Annotated in this window: 17 protein-coding genes; 13 read left to right on the forward strand and 4 right to left on the reverse strand. The window is 32.3% G+C overall.

Going from position 1 to position 18,945, the window contains the following annotated elements; all coding sequences use genetic code 11:
• Positions 1-364 precede the first annotated feature (364 nt).
• Positions 365-523, reverse strand: coding sequence for a hypothetical protein (locus SJW71_RS05060; RefSeq protein WP_431811819.1), 159 nt, complete (start codon positions 521-523; stop codon positions 365-367).
• 465 nt (positions 524-988) lie between these two features.
• Here SJW71_RS05060 and SJW71_RS05065 point away from each other — a divergent pair, with 465 nt between their 5' ends.
• Positions 989-2,626 carry a DNA/RNA helicase domain-containing protein gene (locus SJW71_RS05065; RefSeq protein WP_431811820.1) on the forward strand — a complete coding sequence of 546 codons (1,638 nt, stop codon included), beginning with the start codon at positions 989-991 and terminating at the stop codon, positions 2,624-2,626.
• A 1-nt stretch (position 2,627) separates the two neighbouring features.
• Positions 2,628-2,966, forward strand: a complete 339-nt coding sequence (locus SJW71_RS05070; protein WP_431811821.1) for a nucleotide pyrophosphohydrolase — start codon at positions 2,628-2,630, stop codon at positions 2,964-2,966.
• A gap of 82 nt (positions 2,967-3,048) precedes the next feature.
• Here the strand turns inward: SJW71_RS05070 and SJW71_RS05075 are convergent, their stop codons facing one another.
• Positions 3,049-3,402 carry a helix-turn-helix domain-containing protein gene (locus SJW71_RS05075; RefSeq protein ID WP_342530652.1) on the reverse strand — a complete coding sequence of 118 codons (354 nt, stop codon included), beginning with the start codon at positions 3,400-3,402 and terminating at the stop codon, positions 3,049-3,051.
• 113 nt (positions 3,403-3,515) lie between these two features.
• On the opposite strand from SJW71_RS05075, the gene SJW71_RS05080 reads away from it, so the two are divergent.
• The 3 genes from SJW71_RS05080 to SJW71_RS05090 all read left to right on the forward strand — a co-directional run bounded on the left by SJW71_RS05080 (position 3,516) and on the right by SJW71_RS05090 (position 5,205).
• Positions 3,516-3,833, forward strand: coding sequence for a hypothetical protein (locus tag SJW71_RS05080; protein WP_259956429.1), 318 nt, complete (start codon positions 3,516-3,518; stop codon positions 3,831-3,833).
• Positions 3,817-4,116: a hypothetical protein gene (locus SJW71_RS05085; RefSeq protein ID WP_431811822.1), complete on the forward strand. Its 300-nt coding sequence runs from the start codon at positions 3,817-3,819 to the stop codon at positions 4,114-4,116. Before SJW71_RS05080 ends, SJW71_RS05085 begins: the two co-directional genes overlap by 17 nt.
• Positions 4,117-4,224: 108 nt before the next feature.
• Positions 4,225-5,205 (forward strand): hypothetical protein, encoded by a 981-nt coding sequence (locus SJW71_RS05090; protein WP_431811823.1) that lies wholly within the window; start codon positions 4,225-4,227, stop codon positions 5,203-5,205.
• A gap of 142 nt (positions 5,206-5,347) precedes the next feature.
• Here the strand turns inward: SJW71_RS05090 and SJW71_RS05095 are convergent, their stop codons facing one another.
• Entirely contained in the window at positions 5,348-5,755 is a 408-nt protein-coding gene (locus tag SJW71_RS05095; RefSeq protein ID WP_431811824.1) for a hypothetical protein, read from the reverse strand.
• Between the two features lie 63 nt (positions 5,756-5,818).
• Entirely contained in the window at positions 5,819-6,664 is an 846-nt protein-coding gene (locus SJW71_RS05100) for a tyrosine-type recombinase/integrase (protein WP_431812191.1), read from the reverse strand.
• A 1,236-nt stretch (positions 6,665-7,900) separates the two neighbouring features.
• Here SJW71_RS05100 and SJW71_RS05105 point away from each other — a divergent pair.
• From SJW71_RS05105 to SJW71_RS05140, 8 genes are all read left to right on the forward strand, one after another.
• Positions 7,901-8,782: a DUF4268 domain-containing protein gene (locus SJW71_RS05105; RefSeq protein WP_431811825.1), complete on the forward strand. Its 882-nt coding sequence runs from the start codon at positions 7,901-7,903 to the stop codon at positions 8,780-8,782.
• A gap of 226 nt (positions 8,783-9,008) precedes the next feature.
• Positions 9,009-10,112, forward strand: a complete 1,104-nt coding sequence (locus SJW71_RS05110) for a hypothetical protein (RefSeq protein ID WP_431811826.1) — start codon at positions 9,009-9,011, stop codon at positions 10,110-10,112.
• Positions 10,087-11,991, forward strand: coding sequence for an McrB family protein (locus SJW71_RS05115; protein WP_269897731.1), 1,905 nt, complete (start codon positions 10,087-10,089; stop codon positions 11,989-11,991). Before SJW71_RS05110 ends, SJW71_RS05115 begins: the two co-directional genes overlap by 26 nt.
• On the forward strand, positions 11,975-13,792 hold the full coding sequence (locus tag SJW71_RS05120; protein WP_431811827.1) for a DUF2357 domain-containing protein: 1,818 nt from the start codon (positions 11,975-11,977) through the stop codon (positions 13,790-13,792). Before SJW71_RS05115 ends, SJW71_RS05120 begins: the two co-directional genes overlap by 17 nt.
• A 315-nt stretch (positions 13,793-14,107) precedes the next feature.
• A complete protein-coding gene (locus SJW71_RS05125; protein WP_431811828.1) occupies positions 14,108-15,016 on the forward strand; it encodes a hypothetical protein in 909 nt (302 codons plus the stop codon).
• 1,140 nt (positions 15,017-16,156) lie between these two features.
• On the forward strand, positions 16,157-16,306 hold the full coding sequence (locus SJW71_RS05130; RefSeq protein WP_004228154.1) for a hypothetical protein: 150 nt from the start codon (positions 16,157-16,159) through the stop codon (positions 16,304-16,306).
• Positions 16,307-16,999: 693 nt separating this feature from the next.
• Positions 17,000-17,548: a helix-turn-helix domain-containing protein gene (locus SJW71_RS05135; protein WP_004228161.1), complete on the forward strand. Its 549-nt coding sequence runs from the start codon at positions 17,000-17,002 to the stop codon at positions 17,546-17,548.
• 137 nt (positions 17,549-17,685) lie between these two features.
• Positions 17,686-18,942 (forward strand): hydroxymethylglutaryl-CoA reductase, degradative, encoded by a 1,257-nt coding sequence (locus SJW71_RS05140; RefSeq protein WP_431811829.1) that lies wholly within the window; start codon positions 17,686-17,688, stop codon positions 18,940-18,942.
• Positions 18,943-18,945 lie beyond the last annotated feature (3 nt).

An 18,945-nucleotide genomic window follows, 5' to 3' on the forward strand; every position in this document is an offset into this window, starting at 1 on the left:
ACATTATATTACTTTATGGAATTAATTTATATATTCACCCTGATTCCCCATAAAAAAGTGCTTTTCTCTAGGGGTAACATTGAAGTAGTGTCTTTAAAAAATATGAAGAAATTAGATTCTACTGAGCTTAGATTATTGGATATGCTCTTGCTTACTTCTTATATTTGAAATGATTTATTATCCGAACAATATCAACATAATTAAGAAGAATTGATAGTGAAATTTTACAGCACGAACAACAAGATAGGGCTCTTGTGTAGATCTAGATATACTTTCTTGTAAATGTTAGACTAACTTCTAGATTAATATTATTTCTGAAATAAAAAAACCCTTACCTATTTAGAGGGTAAGGAATGAATTTATTTTATTTGTCTTGTGCAAAATAAAAATTTTCTTTTGCCTGGTTATAGGCAGCTTCATTTTTCTTAATGAGTTTTTCGTTAGGTTGCACGGTCTTTGAAAAATTCAGATTTCGCTCTGGGTCTTTCATACGGGCTTCTACCGATTTTGAAAATCTTGTCATAAAAATCCCTCCGTTTGCCTTTCTTTACTAGTATTATATCGTTTTTTGAAAAGAAATAAACAGCAAATGATTTATCCATCAAATTCTAAGTATTTTTTCATTAACAAATCGTAAAACACGGAAATTAACTTTTCCCCATCAAATGGTGTTTTGCAGGTTTTACACATAAATAAAAAAGTGTGATAGGTGATGTATCCCCACCATTGCGATTTGCAGACCATTATAGAGGGTTCTAGTAATTGAAGGTAATAGCTGAAGGATTTAAAGCAGCAGATAGAGAATAGGGTGTTTATGTACCTGTAAGGTACGCTAAGTTAACCCCTAGTAGTAATTGGTGATAAAATATTAGCTTCTATTTGATCAGAAGTTTATTACAAGTAAAAAGGGATAATTATGATAAAATAGTAACATAAATTATGACTAGTTAAATTATATATACGTAGTATTGTGATAAGGAGAAAAGAAATGACAGCTATCGAAATACTATCATGGCCTTTTATACAAGAAAGCATCAATCAAATCAACAACAAAGAGCAGTATTTAAATTATCCAGTTATTTATGTTTTGAATGGCAATAAAGAAGCTTATATAGGTGAAACGGTTTATTTTAAAAATCGTATGAAAGCTCATTTAAAAGCACGTAAAAATATTCAACAAGTAAATTTGATTAAGCACGAACACTTTAATCGATCAGCAACCTTTCATCTAGAGACAAAGCTGATTAACTACTTCCTTGGAGATGAAAAATATACGCTTCAAAATAAAAGTAAGACGGCTAACGATTTTACTCATAACTACTACAATAAACCTTATTACGATCAGCAACTATTTAAAGAACTTTGGCAAAAACTATATGAACAAAAGCTTGTTGACAATGAGTTACATGTAATTGAAAACAAGGATATTTTTAAATTATCTCCCTTCAAAGATTTATCTTTAGAACAACTTGAATTAAAAGATAAAGTACTCGATTTTTGTGAGAAACGAGTGACTCAAAACACAAGTGAATATGGAAGTCTATTAATCATTGAAGGTGAAGCGGGCGTTGGAAAAAGCGTTGTGTTAAGTTCTATTTTCAATACGATTCAAGAACGAGTAGAAGAAGCATCTTCAAATTTATATCGTACAGAAAATTATTTAGCTGTGAACCATGAGGAAATGTTTAAAACATATAAAAATATAGCAAAACAAGTGAAACATTTAAAAGGGAAAAACTTTGCAAAACCTACGTCTCTGATTAATATGTTGCAAAAAGAGGGAAAAAGGGCTGATATCATTTTCGTTGATGAAGCACATTTATTGCTAACAAAGCCAGATACTTATAATGGCTTCCACGGCAATAATCATTTAGAGGAGTTTTTGAAGCTAGCAAAGGTAGTTGTCATTATCTATGATCAAGATCAAGTGTTAAAACTGAAGAGTCTATGGGGAGCAGCAACATTAGAAGGGCTTAAGAAATTAAGTACTTTTCATGAAGAATACCAATTAACAAACCAATTCCGCATGCAAGCAAATGATGATGTAATCAATTGGATAAACGAATTCAAGCGAAAAAAATTATTGCCGCTTCCTAAAGATAAAAACTATGAATTTAAAGTATTTGAATCTTTGAAAGACATGCATGATGAAATTAAATCCCAAAATACTCAGCACGGTTTAAGTCGTGTTGTATCAACGTTTGATTACATACATAAAAAAGATGGTGGGACCTACTACGTGAAAGAATCCAATGGTGAATACCAACTGCCATGGAATACAACAAGTACGAAATATACATGGGCAGAAAAAGCAGAAACCGTTAACGAGGCTGGATCAATTTATACAATACAAGGCTTTGATTTAAATTATGTTGGTGTCGTACTTGGGCCATCTGTTCAATATGACGCTACTAAAGATGAAATCATCATTGATACAAGTAAGTATATGGACAAAGGTGCATATACAGGTATGGACGGTATTGAAAATGTAAATGAGGCAAAGGAAAAAATCGTCCTAAACTCAATCAATATCTTGATGAAGCGTGGAATTAAGGGTCTGTACATTTATTCAAGTGATGAATCGTTGCGCAATAAACTTCTAGAATATCAAAAAGCAGGTGAATAGTATGAGTGAGTTAGAACAACTATGTGAAAGTATTTTGCAATTCCGAGACCAACGTAACTGGCAGCAATTTCATAATCCTAAGGATTTAGCACTCTCCTTATCACTAGAAGCAAGTGAATTATTAGAGCTATTTCAATGGAAAACGAGTGAGGAAGCAGTTGAAAAGAATTTAGATAAGATGAAGGAGGAGCTAGCGGATGTTTTGATTTATGCGATATTGTTTGCGAATGAAACGGATTTGGACTTAGTAAAAATAATAAATAATAAACTTCAAAAAAATAATCAAAAATATCCTATTGAAAAGTTTGCTGGAAAAAATACTAAATACAATGAGATATAAATTTATAAAACATTTAAAAGGCAATCTAAAAAACCTTAGTTTTCGTTTGGATACGAGAAACTAAGGTTTTTCTTATGGAAATTTATCTGATATAGGGAAGTAATAGTACATATAATCCCTTTTTTTGTTCCTCTGATAAATTTTTGATGATATTAAATAATTCATCATCTATATTTTCACTTTGTAGAAATTTATCTTGTGGAATCTTAATAGTTGTATCAACTTTGTTTTCCAGTAATAAAAAGAATGAGCTAAGCGTTAGTCCAAATTGCTCGCAAATTTCACCTAACAGTGTATAATTCGCTTCCTGAATGCCGCTTTCTATTCGTGAAATAGATGCTTGAGAAATATCTAATTTTTGAGCAAGATCACTCATACTTAAATTATTTTCTTTGCGTAATGAACGTATTAACTGTCCTATTTGCAAGTTATTCATTTATGTTATTTCAACTCCACTTGTATCGTTTAATTAATCGTACAGTTATTGTATTTTACAATCAATAGAAAATAAATTATACTTAAAACGTAAATATACATAATAAGTAATGAATGGGGTTGAACGTTATCGGAAACTTTGAATCGGCACTTATTTTATTAATAGATGAAAGGATTGATGTGCTTTATCATAATAAAGTTTTTAGGAATCACCAAAATGAAATGGTTAAAGATGTTAAACAGAAATTATCCAAAACTCTTTCAGGCATAAGTGAAATAGAAGTTAAAGAGATTTCTGAGTCGATACAGATATCAATTCTTAATTATCAGCACTTATTATTTCAAGATATATACAAGCAAGGCTTTTTAGATGGGATTGTACTCAGAGAAAAAATATCAGGGGGATCGATAAACGATGAAAGCACTTTTTAAAGGTCAACTCACAATGGATGTATACAAAATTGTAGAGAGTTTAGGGGATGAAGAAGCTACACGAAATTTTGCACATGAAGATATTACATCTGAATTGTTAAAAGTACTAGGGACATTAGTCGAAGCAAGAGGCTATCGCGTTCCTTACGTGGGGATAAAGTTAGAATATGAGGGTGTACCTACTACACAATATGAATCAATAGTAAATAAAGCAATTAAAGAAGCTAAGAATAGTGAAATATATATTCGTGGAAAAGGGACTATAACAAATATAACTTTTTAAATGGCATTTAAGGTGCAGTTTTTTGGTAAGTAAAATCTTCTAAAAAACTGCTTTTTTTGTAACTTGTAAATTCAATTTGGAAATCCTTGTATACAAGAGGTGACGTAATTGAATAATGACAACATAGAAATTGAGAAATATAAATCATTATTTTTAGAAGATAAAATCTATAATGCGCTAACAAAGTATGGTTATAAGGAAGAGGTGCTTTTTCCTGAGTTTATTAAAACTTTAAATGCTAAAAGGCTTTATACTTCTTTAGAAGTCTCTACAATGCTTAATATGAACGTTAGTAGTTTCCGCTATTATGTTTCAAACCTTTGTAAATTTGAGTATCTTGAGAATGTAAGAGAGGGGAGAAATTATAAGTTTAATTATATAAGTATTTATAAATTGTATTTAGTGCAGCAGTTTTTAAAGAGGCAAGGTAAAAATTTGAATAATGTTAAGCTATTGTTATATGAAAACGTTGATAGTTATCAAAAAGAAATTAAATTAATAAAGAATGCAATAAAAAGACTGGATCAAAATATTGGCTTCCTTTTTAAGTTTGAAAAAGGGAATATGCAAGCCAGTGATGAAGTCCAAGTATTAAATAAAAAAATCAGGATAATTGAAAAACTAATATTGTCTTGGAATGAAAATCAGGAAGATATTTTTAGAATAGAGCAGTCCTTATATATATTGCATAAGAAAGCTTTTGGGATAAACGACGAGATAAATATATGTTTGAGAAAGTTACTTTATCTTGAAGGTGATTTTAATATTTTGTTGTTGAAAAATGACTTTTGTTTGAAATTTCATGAAGATAAAGCTTTTATAAAGCAAACAAAGAAAGGCTTATTTAAAAGGTTATTAAATAACAGTCCTTTGGATGTAAGAGACAGTGAATGTACATCAAATTTAAGTAAACAAATCCAAGATTTAAAAAACGAAATTATTGTTGAACAAGAACGTAAAAGTAATTTAGAAAAAGAACTTTTTCTACTATATAAAGAAATTGAGAGAGAAACTACTAAGAAAATGGAGTTTACTGAAAGAAATAGAGAGTTTATAAATACTTTTATATTGAATTTAAAATCTACTTAGAGATATCAGGATTAATAGAGAGTTATATTTAGGGTTTAAAGATGGAAAGGCTTATACCTAAATAATACAAAACATAAAGAGATGGAATAACCTTTCTTTGTGTTTTGTATTATTCTGTTTTGATTTTATGGAAAAAGGGTTTTTAATTTTGACTATAGTATTTCATTAAAAAATCTGTTTCTAGTTGCATTTCTTTATTTAAAGTTCTTTCTACTTCCATTAACCAACCTTTATAGCGGCGTGAAAAATCAACCTTTCGAAAAGTAAAGGGATATAAGTCTTCTAACATTTCATTTTTAATAATATCTAACACAAACTCAATCTCTAAATCCCCAGGTAAATCTAAGACAAATACTTTATAATGTGTTCCTCTTTCAGCATTGAAACCTTCTCTAATAGAGTCTTTACGTAACCCTCTTCCTTCAATTTTACGTCTCCATGCTCCAACTGCTTCCCTAAGTCTTTTTACTTCTGACTGTAACTTTCTTTCAAGTAACATTACTTTTTGCTCTAATTCTAAAACCTCTGTTGATTTCACTTCATTATCCATGGAATCATCTCCCAACATATTTTGAATATTATAGCCACCAAAAAATATATTTCTAGAGATGAACTATTTTTCAGCTAAATAAATTTTTGTCACATCTTGTCGATTGTGTCCTATTAGTTGTGCAACTTCTAAACGAGCAGCATCTTCTGAGTAACCTTGTAAAATAAAAGAGTCATACTGCTCTTTTGCATAAGCGTGCCTGAAGCTGTGCATAGTTATTTCAATCCCTTTTGGACGGGAATTCAATTGATCAATGATTTTATGCCGGTTATTTTTAATGAAGTCTTGAACACGTTGAATTACTTGATGTGCCTTTTGACTAGGCGGAACAAAGATTTTTTGACCACGCGAGATGTTTTGTATAGCAGACTCTAAAGTTGTGATGGCTACGTCATTAAGTGGTACTTTTCGAATAAGGCCACCTTTTCCCTTAACCGTTAAAACGTTCTCTCTGAACGCTCTTTCTACATCAGAACGGTTCAATCTAACCACTTCATGAATACGTAAACCCATTTCCCTCCCTAGAATAATTATTAAGCCCATTTCTGGATTTCTAGTTTGCTTAGCAAGGTTTATTAATGCTCGATATTCCAAATCTGTGGGGCGACGATCAATTCGACCAAAACATCTTCTCTCCAAATTAAAATTGATATATGTTTCACTTAATACTTGGTTACTACTTAGTACATAGCGTGTTTGTGGGATTTGATCGTGAAAATATCGTATAGCAGCTAAATCATTTTTAATTGTGGAAGCTGATTTTCCTTCACTTTGACGTTCAATAACATATTCCACGAGATGTTTATTTTGAATATTAGCCAGCGTTTTCAAATTAAAGTTATCTGCCAAGAAGCGGCAAAATAAATCCATATGGCTATAATACTGTGGTAAGGATTTATGAACGCTTATGCCGGGCTATTTTATTTAACTGAGACATTAAATTTAAGTACGCACCTTTATTACTTAAATCATCATTTTTTTCTACAGCATTTCGTAGTTCAAATTCTGTTTTAATCCATCCTCTATTTCCAATCATAAACAATCCTTTCTGGTATATTTTATTACGATTTTAAGAAAGAGCAGACTACACCTATATATAATTTCTAATATCTTTATGAGATTTATATAAAAAGTACTTACGAAAGTTCGTAATCACAAGACTTTCTAACTCTTATAGTGTTCTGTCTATATGGAGCTATATAAACATATTTATGGTTTGTATCCTCATAAAATGTTGTTAAGTACTACTTTGCACAACTTTAAGCTCGTATGCTTAACGCTTATTAGCGGGTGCAGCTTGCTTATGCCAGCTATTCTGCCAGTTTCTATCGAGAGATTAGAAAAGCAAGGTCAATGTCCGCAGACATAAAATTTTCAAAGACCATAGTTAACGGTAAACCTACTTGTTTCTAGTAGACTCATTTACAATAGGCGATAATTTATTCACTCTTGCCCTGGAGTGTTAGCTTCTTGTAGTTTTAGGTGTATTATCACCGTTTATGTTTGTCCCCAAGGTAATATTGAGACATTTGATGTTTAACTGGAATTTAGCAACAGCTATTCAATCCAGACCAAATCAAAGGTTGGCAACAGCACAATCTGAAATTGGATTTTCTCTCTATATAAATCGTTGTAATAATTAATACAGAGCAAAAAATCAACGGTCTTTTTTGCTCCTCTCGCAAAGACTGCTGGAAGTCAGGCTAACTTAATAAAATTAGATTAATCGGTATATGTGAAATAAGTTTTACAACTTATGGGATTGTTAATATTGCTTAAGATTGATGAAAATTGTGGATGGATTATTGGATAAATAGTAAATGAGAATATTGGTAGGTTGCCATATTTGTGCAATTGTTTAAATAAGATTGTTATCATCACAGAAGGGATGCTCCGAGGATTGTTAAGTAAGAGACATAAAAATAAAAAATAAGTACTAATATATTTATAATAGCAGGGAAATCTGCTTTTTATTAGAGTATAAAGATTATTTTTTATTTCAAGTTATATTAGAAGAAAATGCTTTACAAAAAGTGTTTATAGGTAAGAAATTTCCAATAAAGAAAATATAAAATGTTGAATAGAATTTTTTATATATTTGTAAAACTATTTAAATCAGGCTGAAGAAGTAGAGGAGTTTGAATTATGGATATTAAAAAGCTAGAGTTAATTAACGCAAGAGAAATATGGAAGAGTGAGCCGAGAAATTTTACTAAATGGCTAGCTGAAAATATAGACTTTTTAAATGAAAAACTAGATGTTACTTTAAATGTTATTGAGACTGAAAAAAAAATTGGATCTTTTAGTGTAGATATTTTTTGTGAAGATGATCAGGGAGATAGTGCGATTATTGAGAACCAACTTGAAAAGACTGATCATACTCATTTAGGACAAGTACTTACTTACGCCGTTTGTACTGCTGCAAAAACCATAATTTGGATTAGTCCTGAACCAAGGGTAGAACACATTGAAGTTTTTGAATGGTTGAATGAAGTTACTCCAGTTGATTGCAGTTGGTATTTATATAAGATTGAGGTTTTAAAGATAAATACAACAACAGTTTCGCCATTATTTACAAAAGTAGTAGGTCCTAGTCAAGAAGTAAAAAATCTAGGAAACGAGAAAAAACAAATTGCAGAAAGGCATCAAAAAAGACGTAGATTCTGGGGGGAATTATTAGAGAAATTAAATGAAAAAACAAACATCTATAGAAATGTGAACCCAACAGATGATAATTGGTTAAATGCCGGAACTGGTGTTGGTGGGATATACTACCAAATTGTTATCAGAAAAGTTAGTTCTTCTATACTACTAGTTATAGATAAATCTAAAACTGATTTAAATAAAAAGATTTTTGATTATCTCTATGGATTTCATGAAGAAATTGAAAAAGATTTTGGAGGGGAAATCATGTGGAGAAAAATGGAGGAAAAAAATCTAGTAGAATTCAAATCAATATTAAAGAGTGTACACTTGATTCTTCAACATGGGATTATGGCCTCGACCAAATTGTCACTAAACTTATAGAATGGGATAGTGTATTTAGTCCTTTAATAAAAAAGGTTTCAACCCAAGTATGGGATTGAAATATAGCTTTACTATTTTTGATTTATTCCATTAATTATTAATCATGAACTATTTATAAGAAAATTTTGGTATAATTAGAATACCATTAGTACTATAATAATGGTCACTTGACCTTATTAAAGGAACAAATTCATAAAAAGGAAAAACGAAAATGAGGGAGATAAACGTGTTAAAAGAGATTTGGAAATGGGTTCTAAATCAACAGGAAGACCAACAGATAAGTGAAATAGTGAATACGGTTCAGGTTGTAATTCCAGGTTTTCGAAAAGGTAGTAAATTACCACCTAAGCATATAATGATTATGCAACTATTGAAACCAAAATATATACAACGAATGGCAAATAGCTCTATTTCACTAAGTGGAGAGCTAGATGAAGCATATGATTTTTTAAATATGTCAGACAAAGAATTGGAATCAATTAAAAATATTCCACCTTCACTTATACTATTAAAATTACTTTCAGGAAAAGAAGAAGACAAAGCTATCACTCTTTTCGATTGTTGGAAGAGAGAGCATGGTGAAGAAGGGTTGCAAAAGATGGAAGAGGAACGTAAGACTGTTATGGAGACATGGCTTACTTCTGTTAAGAAAGATAATGAAAAAAAAGAGTCTTTTAAGGAAGAACTTGAGGCGTCGTCAAAAGAGGGAGGGAAATGGGAGAAAATTCAAAAGAAATTAGAGCGAAAATTAAAAATCTTACAAGATGATTTTGAACAGTTACAATCGGAATATAAAGCTTACCAGGATGAGAAAAAAGAAAAGGAAAAGGAGGAGAAAAAAGAATATCAACTTCTTAAAACCGAGTATAATCAACTACAACAAGAATACCAAAGTGAAAAATTATCTTACCATGTAGCAAAAGAGAATTGGGAAAAAGAAAAAGTAGCACTACTTCTCCAAATAGAGACTATACAAAATGAAAAAATACAATGTTACTCTAATTTGTTGAACCAAGAAAATAAACTGGAGAATGAGAAAGATAGAAAGACTATGAGAAAAATCTATTTACTGGGAAATCCTCATAACAGTTCCATATTTCTCAATTGTCCTTTTGACGTGAAAATTGTGGAACGAAAAGAACTAGATAAAGTCGACTTTACTGACAGTCAAGAGATTTGGGGACTTACTTATAAATTAGATCCACAACTCCTTAAGAATGTTCAAAGACAAACAAATATATCCATCAAAAAGATTGAAACATTTCAACAATTGAAACAAGAAATTGAGAAGGGCCGTGAGGAGTATGCGAAACAGAAAGTGGGAAGCTAAATTAGTAAGTGTACTTGCTGAAGAACATGAAGTAGTCGAAGGAAGAAGTGTATTTGTTAACCAAAATAATACTCTTCAATTTTACTTAAAAATCATTTCCTATGAACCAAACGATTTTCCAAGAAATGTACGTCATATTACCTGCTATGCTGAAGAACTAGAAAAGTGGGGATTTGAGGATGATTTAACCCTGAATGATTATGAACGTACAGAGCGTATAAAAGAATTTTTAAAAGAATCACTCTTGGTATTTCAACCACAACTAAAAATATCGAGTAACTTTCGTGAATTTCATGTAGCAACCAATGTATATCTTATTGGAAAGAAAGAGTCTTTTACACGAGATGTTTCTTTAATTCCGATACCAGTATTCGAAGAAGAAGATGGAATTGACGAAGAAGAGTTTAAGTCTAGGTTATTGGAACGTAATTATATCGGAGATAACCCTGATATTTCTAAACATGAAGAAGACACTCCATCTTTTTTAGTATGGAAAGATAAAAAGGGAAGCATCAAGATTTACGGAGAATTTGAATCTCATACAGTAGCTCATGGGGGATTCCGGTTTATTGAAAAAGGTAAACTAAAAGAGTTAAATTGTGATCAGAAATTCCTACAGCAAGTATATGATTGGGAGGGAGGAGCAGTTTGGTTTTTCCCAGATTATTTAAATGAAGAAGTATTACAGGAATTATCGAAATCATCTCCTGTCTATCAGCAGATGGAAGAGGATAAAGTATCACAAGCATTTGTGGTAAAGGAAGCAGTTGAAGATAATAATAAAGAAGAAGAGTTTTTACAAGAGTTTATAGCAAAAACGAAAGAGCTAGGACTATTTTATTCTGAAAGGGATTTGTATAATTTTCATATTGCTATGAAAACTCAGTCACTTGTAATTTTGGCAGGTATGAGTGGAACTGGAAAATCACAACTCGTTCATGCATATGCGAAGGCCTTACGATTGCCCACCTCCCAAGTTAACTTTATACCAGTTCGTCCTTCTTGGACAGATGATACTGATTTAATTGGGTATCCAGATACTTTACATAATGTCTACCGACCAGGGGACTCTGGGTTGGTAAATACACTTATCCGTGCTGAAAGTGAAAAAGACCAATTATTTATTGTATGTTTTGACGAGATGAACTTAGCTAGGGTAGAGCATTATTTTGCGCAGTTTTTATCATTGCTAGAAACAGATAATAGAGTCTTAAAGTTATACAATGAAGACTTGCAGCATCGTTTTTATAATAATGAACAATACAAGCCGTTTATTTCGATTCGCGAAAATGTGATGTTTGTTGGAACTGTAAATATCGATGAAACAACTCACCAATTTAGTGATAAGGTACTAGACAGGGCGAATGTAATTGAGTTAGAGGTGCTTCCTTATCATCAACTTTTAGAGATTGAAGAAAAGAAGGAAAGTAAGCCAAACGAAAAAGGAAGCACAAGTGCTAGTGAATATGCTTCATATAGAGATAAACATCTTCGTTCAGTTCAATTAACAAAAGAAGAGCTGTCTTTTTTATGGGACTTACATCGTTTGTTGCAAGAAACCAGTTTAAAAATGGGGATCGGCCCTCGCGTCGTTAGACAAATCGATCGATATATAAAAAATATGCCTGTATCATGCCCTTTTATTAGAGGAGAGGCTGTTGATTTTCAAATATTACAACGAGTGTTAACTAAGGTTCGTGGTCCTGAAGAGATGCTCAAAGGTTTGGTAGGAGTCTACATAGAAGGAGAGGATACTGTCTCTGAGAGTAAATTGTTTCACTTGTTTGAAAAGTATAGTCAGGTATCAGATTTTATTTTGGCTCGTACCAATGTTATTAGTAAAGCAAGGGAGTTAAAACTAAATGGATACACCATGTAGCTTAGTATTTATTCATTCTCCTTCCAAGGAATACCGAAAAGAAAAGAAAGTGTCAGTGTTTGTAGACAACAAGGAATCGATATTTTCTATTCCTGAAGATAAAATTGTGGAAGTTACAGAAAATGTAGATTTATCTGTGCTATTTATATGTTCATCTTCAGCTAAGTTTTATATGGATGGATTAGATATGTTGCCAGAGAGTCAAGTAGAGTCTGATAATTTAGGAGATGTATATCTTCCTTCTTCGCCAACTGAGCAAATCTTGTTTGCAAATGGTGAGCAAAATGGATATACATATTACCCATTGATACCGGGATTTTATCAAGTGAAGGTGGAAATAGAAGATAAACTTTATTATACGTTGTTACGAGTAAAGCCAAAACAAGTCACTGAAGAGCAGTGGGAAACCATGCGCAAAGAGATTGAGGACACACTGCAAGGATTGGCGCAAGATTTGGTCCGAAAAAACTTAAATCTCACGAGTGAAGAAGATGTACCCATTCCAATTACTTATATGAGGCAATGGTTGTTGCTCAGGAATGAAAAGTCACGTTTGTTAAATGCGATTGAGGAGATTCAAAAAGCGCCCCGTTACCAGATTGTGAAAGACTATGAAATTGTCCCTGATGCTTTAGCGAAACATATTGGTGAAGAAACTATCAAATTTCGTTCACAGCATCCGGACAAGAAAGACGTTATTAAAGAGGCCAAGTCGGTTATTAGCTACAATTTGCCAGAAAACCGTTGGATGTTGCATATCGTACAAACCTTAGCAACTACAACCCAAACGCTTTATCAATTTTTACTTTCATATGAGGATGTACTCAATAGGGAAATGAAAGAGCTACGTCGTTGGGGGAAAAAGGCAGAGGGACGTATCAGGATTAAGGAGAAGGTGTCGAACCAGATTCAAGAGATGAAACGAGATGCAAATCAGTTTCGAAGTGCATGGAGCCGATGGTTACATGCACCCTGGGTACAAAATTTTCCGAAAACATTTCTACAAGAAATACCAATGGCCATTTCTGCAGATAGTAGATATCGAATCCTATATCAAGTATATCGAAATCTAAAAAAAGACAATACCTCTGTGACCTTAGATCCGATTTATACATATCACTGGAAGAGAACTGACTATTTATATGAAATCTGGGGATTTATCCAGGTCATTAGGGTGTTCTTATCAGAAGAAATGGGTTTTTCAGCAACAAAAGGTTGGTTGTTCGATATAGCTGATGTTGAAAACGGAATCACTGTTCCCGAATTGCGAAAAGGTTCTTATGTGGAGTTAACGGATGGAACACTTCGTGTTCGGGTCATATACGAGGAAGAATTACCTTCTTCTGCAGAGGATACCGGCATTGAGAATCCTTTATACACAAGTTCTCATCATCGATTGCCAGATTGTCGAATTGATGTTTATGATGAACATGGCCACATTGGAAGTTTGCTGTTAGACTTTAAATATCGCCCTTTATCTTCCATATGGAATAAACAATTGATTAAGACGAGTAAACAAACTAAGACTATGAAGCAACTTGATGCATATACCACAGCGTGTCGCAGTCCTTGGTTTTTAAAAGGGAGAGCAATGAGTAGGATACTGAACCGCTTCCGTCCTGTTGCAGAGGTATGGCCAATTTTTCCTTATAAAGTTGACAAAGAGCGGAGAAGGGATGTGGATGAATATTTTGTACGTCCAATGGATTTGACTCCTGGGAAAGAAAATCATCATTTCAAAAAACATATTTTAGAAGCAATTGAAGAGATGAAAATGATTGTCCAGGATATAACAAAGTAAGTTAAAAAAACTTCTATTTACTATAAAGTCTTTATGATAAGAGGAAGAAATATATCTATACATGAAAGAGTAAGACAGAAGTAAAGGGACCCAAAGAAATGAAAATTATTGTCTGGATTTTGTAAACTCAATAACTTCTTGTATTGCAAAATATAGCCTACACATGTAGTGCATCGCCAATTGTTAGATATAAAGTAGCATTTGGCGGTGCGCTTTTTCCTTAAAGAATAAGATAATTAAATACTATATTTGTCTAATATGATGATATATTTTAAATCAAAATGACAGAATCATATTAAATTAAGAGGTAATTTTATGGAGAAAATATCGAAATTAGATAAAGAATATTTAAAACTAATATTCTCAATAGCCACTATTTTAATGTTAGTCTTTTTTATAACGTTAGGAAGTTATAATTTTGCAGAAATATATGATTTTCTAATACCTTTTTTTGGAGAGGTTACATATACTATTTTAACATTGGTTATTATATGTGCATGTACTAACTTATTACTGGGGTTTATTGAATACTCGACTTCTATTATAAAGGGATATAGTGATATTGATATTTTTTTAATATCTTTAATAAATTTATTTAAGTATATAGTAAATTCAATGTGGATTATACTGGTTGTCTTTTTAACTATACAATTAATTTCAGCAGATAATTTTAAAGTTATGCTATTAGCTATTTTATCTATTATAGGATTAATGTCATTTATTGTTCTATTTAAAAAGAATAGTAAGGATACAGTTGTAGCAAAAAGAAATTTAGAATATGTAGTGTTTATTAGTATCATTTATTTTGGGGCACTAATAATATTATTTTTTTATAATTCACCAATAGATTTAGAAAGAAATTTATTCAACATAGGAATGGTTGTTTCAATATTACTAACAATAATATTTACGAATTTATCTGAAAGAGGTATTGATATAATCATTAAAAAGAGAAAGCAGGCCGTCTTAGAATTAGTAGAGAAGAAAAAAGGTAGTTTATCAGCAACTATAAACATTTTAATTGCTCTAGTAACAGTTTATGTATTTACTGATACAATGTATGTTGGAGAGAAAAAAGAAACCGTGTCGGAAGATGAAAAAAGAAGTATAGCTGAAGCGATCATTAACAGTGATCAATTTATTTTAATGGTATTTTTAATTGGGGCATTTTCATACATTATCCATTATTATATATATTCGATAGTGAATAAAAAAAGTAATTAAAAATCTTATAATTAAGAAGTTTATAATTTAATCTTATTTTCCCTTGCCTTAGTTATCTTCAATAGGTTCAAAGTTACACTATTGCACAGGTGAAATTGGATTCTATCTCTATATAAACCGTTGCTATTCTAATAAAGTTCAGAAGGCTTAGCCAATTCAATAAAAAATTGGATTTTTTGATACTTGTGAAAATAAGTTAATAGGAGGTATCTAAGTATGTTAGTTTGAGAGGTTCAATTTTAATTATGGCTAATACAAACTAAAATGCGTAGAGTAAAGGTTTAAGATCATAGGAGTGGAGTATCCAGATTAAATCTTACTGATTGGGAAAAAAGATTTTAATATAATGAGGCACATAGTAGTGATAGAATATTTGAACATACTCTATTGGATTTAATAAACAACATATTCCCACTGAATTTCACTCACGTCTTGATTACTTATTTGTGGCAAAGATTAATGATAATCTATTTGAAGCCAGAGCTATTAGCAATATTGGCATGTATCGTGGAGATTTGATATAATATTTTGTTGGATTAAGTGATGGCTTTTATGAGGTTTTATATTACTTAAATAGACCAGAACACACTATTAGTTAGAGATAGTCTACAATTATCTAGTATGACAACGTACTTGAGGGAAAGTTACCAAAAAGAAAGACTACTTAACATTAACTTTCAAACTATTTGATAATAAGTTATTGCATATATAAGTGTAAAATAATATTGAATTGAATCCTTTATGGTAGATATAGAAATAATTGCCTCCGTAAGCGAAAAATTATCTCTTTTCTATTTTTGGGTCAAACTGTGGGTCAGGTATTAAAACTGGTGCCGAAAACTTCTTGAAAAAGCTGTTTTTTTAGCACTTTTATTAATTTTCGTTTCAAGACCCGCCGTCTCCATACATAAAGATGAGTAATATTGTAGCGGTAAATAAGGATAAAGATATCATCATCTGAAATATGTGCTTTAAACAGGTATTTTAAATATTTTGGTTATGAATTATTTACTAAGCTTTTACTGAATTTAAAGTTAAGCAGTTCACCAATATAGGAAAAAGGTTTACATCAGCAAAATAAGGTATACTATACTTGTTGAATAGATTTCTTTTAAAGGCAGGAAAAGTAGGTGAACCAAAGTGGGAAAATATCAATTGGATACTAAAGGTAAGGTGGCTGTGGCAAAGTATCATGAAAAAAACAAGCCAGCCAAATTTGATAAAAAGCAGCAACTTGAGAAAATACGTGCGGAGTATTTGAAAAAGAAGCAAGAACAAACAGATCAATAATTTGAATGAAAACGTGGTTGGGACAAAACCAGCCTCAATTAGTGAGAAATCCGAATTTGAATGAATTCAAATTCGGATTTCTCTATTTTTTATGTTGTCTCTAGATAGCCCTTAGCTACTGGCTGTGAACTTTCTTAAATTCACGGCCTGTAATGCGAGTCCCATTTCGTTTCCTACCCTCGATTTTCCTCGCACAGAAAATCGATGGGAACACTATGAATGGTGGACCAAAGATGAATTCAAATATGTTCAATTTTGTATCTCAAGCTTTGCAGTAACAATAACAATAACAAGAACTTAGTCAATTTACAAGAAGCTGTCTAAAATGAGGGTTTTTAACCAACCATGAATAAAAAGCAAAAGGCAGAAATGCAAATAAAGTTGTTTCAGCAATTCCGTAAATTAATATTTAGATTAAAACTAAATTCTATATAATCTTTATAATAACTAACTGAGACAAAATTCTAAAGATCTGGCACACATATAAAAGTGAGTGTCTGATCTTTTTATGTAGAAAGGGTGTCAATACATATTAGACAATTAGCATTATCAGCATCTTAACTCTCATATTGGGATAAAACTGATAACACAGACGAAAATGATGGGGTTTATACTCCCGTATTTTTCTATCCATCATTTAAAAATATAGTATAGTTATTGTAAAAACCGAAATGATCGAGGGGACTGGAATAGATGAACTTACTAGAAGTTGGAGTAAAAATAAAGCAGATGCGGAAGAAAAATAAAATGTCTCAGGATGATTTAGCTTCGCAGATTAATTTAACGAAAAGTCATATTTCAAAAATAGAAAATGGTAAAGCGACACCGAGTCTGGTGACATTGTCCAAGATTGCGGAAATATTTGATGTGCCAATGGCCTGGTTTGTTATTCAGGATCAATTTGATGGCATTTCGATTGTTTCGAAAAAAGAACGCCATGAGACTGTTGAGACGAATGAACTTGGCTATCAATATGAGCTGTTAGCGAATAAGAGCTATATGAGCAATATCAATCCTTCTATTGTTACTGTACATAATGGGGCGGAAAATTTAGCTCCTTATACACACGATAATGATGAATTTATTTATGTCATTTCTGGTAGCATCGTCTTGAAATACGATCATAAATTTTACCATCTAGAAGAGGGTGACTCTGCGTATTTTTCTGGGAAAAAGGAGCATATCTTTATTAACAATTCTGCTGAAAACTCAAAGGTATTAACAATTTATGTTGAGGATTAAATCATTTCTTTAAACGTAAATATTATCGAAAATACAATTTTCTTGTTTACAATACTATTCAGACAATTTACAATTGGTGTAATGTTATTCAACTAAGTTGAATTATATTACACTTTTTTATTTTTGGGGGTATGGGGATGACTTCACGTATTAAAGGATTTTATTTACTTTCAGTAGACGAGCGAATTAAGTTAATCGCTGAAAAATCAAATTTAACCAACGAGGAAGTTGAAGCTTTAAAAAGTGGAATTTCATTAGAGCTTGCAGATGCAATGGTTGAAAATGTTATTGGACATATTTCAGTGCCTCTAGGGGTAGCGGCCAACTTTAAGGTAAATGGCAAAGAGGTATTTATTCCGATGGCTACGGAAGAGCCGTCAGTAATCGCTGCGGCTAGTAATGCGGCACGAGCAGCATATGAGTTAGGTGGTATTTTTACTTCCAGCTCGGGGACAGTTATGCGAGGACAGATTCAGGTATTAAATATTGAGGACCCTCATGCAGCAAGGGCGAAAATTTTTGAACATAAAAATGAGATCATCGAGCATTGTAATGAAAAAGATCCAACGTTAGTGAAGTTAGGCGGTGGAGTGAAGGATATAGAAGTACATTTAATCGACACAGCAAAAGAAACAATGGTTGTCGTCCATTTAATCGTAGATACGAAGGATGCAATGGGGGCAAATGCTGTCAATACGATGGCAGAATCTGTGTCACCATTAATTGAGCGGATTACAAATGGACGAGTAGTGCTACGAATTATTTCAAATTTAGCAGATAAGCGTATTGTCCGTGCGCGTGGAGAATTCTCGACAGAAATGCTCGGGGGGATAGAGATTGCGAAAAATATTGTAAGTGCTTACGAATTTGCAGATGCTGACCCGTATCGGGCTGCCACACATAATAAAGGGGTTATGAATGGTATTACAGCTGCGGTATTAGCATCGGGTAATGATACACGTGCTGTTGAGGCTGGTGCTCATGCCTATGCTGCTCGTTCTGGTAGATATCGTTCTTTAACAACGTGGGAGCTGAATAAAGCAGGCAATCTTGTTGGAACATTGGAATTGCCATTAGCTGTTGGTATTGTTGGAGGGGCTACGAAAACTCATCCTGTTGCAAAAGCAGCACTAAAAATTATGGATGTGCAATCTGCAGAGGAGCTAGCCAGCTACATTGCCGCAGTAGGATTAGTAGAAAATCTAGCAAGCTTACGAGCACTTTCAGCAGAGGGTATTCAATCTGGTCATATGCGTCTACATGCGAAAAACTTGGCTGTAATGGCTGGGGCAACAGGCGATATTATTGATCGTGTTGTGCAGCAGGCGGTAGAAGAGAAGGATTTCCGTTATGATCGTGTTTTAGAGATTACAAACTCTCTGCGAGGTGAATAATAC

Origin of the sequence: Lysinibacillus sp. FW12 (assembly GCF_050817245.1) — a bacterium.
GTDB lineage: Bacteria > Bacillota > Bacilli > Bacillales_A > Planococcaceae > Lysinibacillus > Lysinibacillus irui.

Excerpts from the sequence above, each read along its gene's own strand:
- SJW71_RS05065 (WP_431811820.1), top strand. The coding sequence starts at position 989 with ATGACAGCTATCGAAATACTATCATGGCCTTTTATACAAGAAAGCATC.
- SJW71_RS05125 (WP_431811828.1), top strand. The coding sequence starts at position 14,108 with ATGGAGAAAATATCGAAATTAGATAAAGAATATTTAAAACTAATATTC.
- SJW71_RS05060 (WP_431811819.1), bottom strand. The coding sequence starts at position 523 with ATGACAAGATTTTCAAAATCGGTAGAAGCCCGTATGAAAGACCCAGAG.
- SJW71_RS05140 (WP_431811829.1), top strand. The coding sequence starts at position 17,686 with ATGACTTCACGTATTAAAGGATTTTATTTACTTTCAGTAGACGAGCGA.
- SJW71_RS05120 (WP_431811827.1), top strand. The coding sequence starts at position 11,975 with ATGGATACACCATGTAGCTTAGTATTTATTCATTCTCCTTCCAAGGAA.
- SJW71_RS05115 (WP_269897731.1), top strand. The coding sequence starts at position 10,087 with ATGCGAAACAGAAAGTGGGAAGCTAAATTAGTAAGTGTACTTGCTGAA.
- SJW71_RS05135 (WP_004228161.1), top strand. The coding sequence starts at position 17,000 with ATGAACTTACTAGAAGTTGGAGTAAAAATAAAGCAGATGCGGAAGAAA.
- SJW71_RS05085 (WP_431811822.1), top strand. The coding sequence starts at position 3,817 with ATGAAAGCACTTTTTAAAGGTCAACTCACAATGGATGTATACAAAATT.
- SJW71_RS05080 (WP_259956429.1), top strand. The coding sequence starts at position 3,516 with ATGGGGTTGAACGTTATCGGAAACTTTGAATCGGCACTTATTTTATTA.
- SJW71_RS05075 (WP_342530652.1), bottom strand. The coding sequence starts at position 3,402 with ATGAATAACTTGCAAATAGGACAGTTAATACGTTCATTACGCAAAGAA.
- SJW71_RS05095 (WP_431811824.1), bottom strand. The coding sequence starts at position 5,755 with ATGGATAATGAAGTGAAATCAACAGAGGTTTTAGAATTAGAGCAAAAA.
- SJW71_RS05070 (WP_431811821.1), top strand. The coding sequence starts at position 2,628 with ATGAGTGAGTTAGAACAACTATGTGAAAGTATTTTGCAATTCCGAGAC.
- SJW71_RS05105 (WP_431811825.1), top strand. The coding sequence starts at position 7,901 with ATGGATATTAAAAAGCTAGAGTTAATTAACGCAAGAGAAATATGGAAG.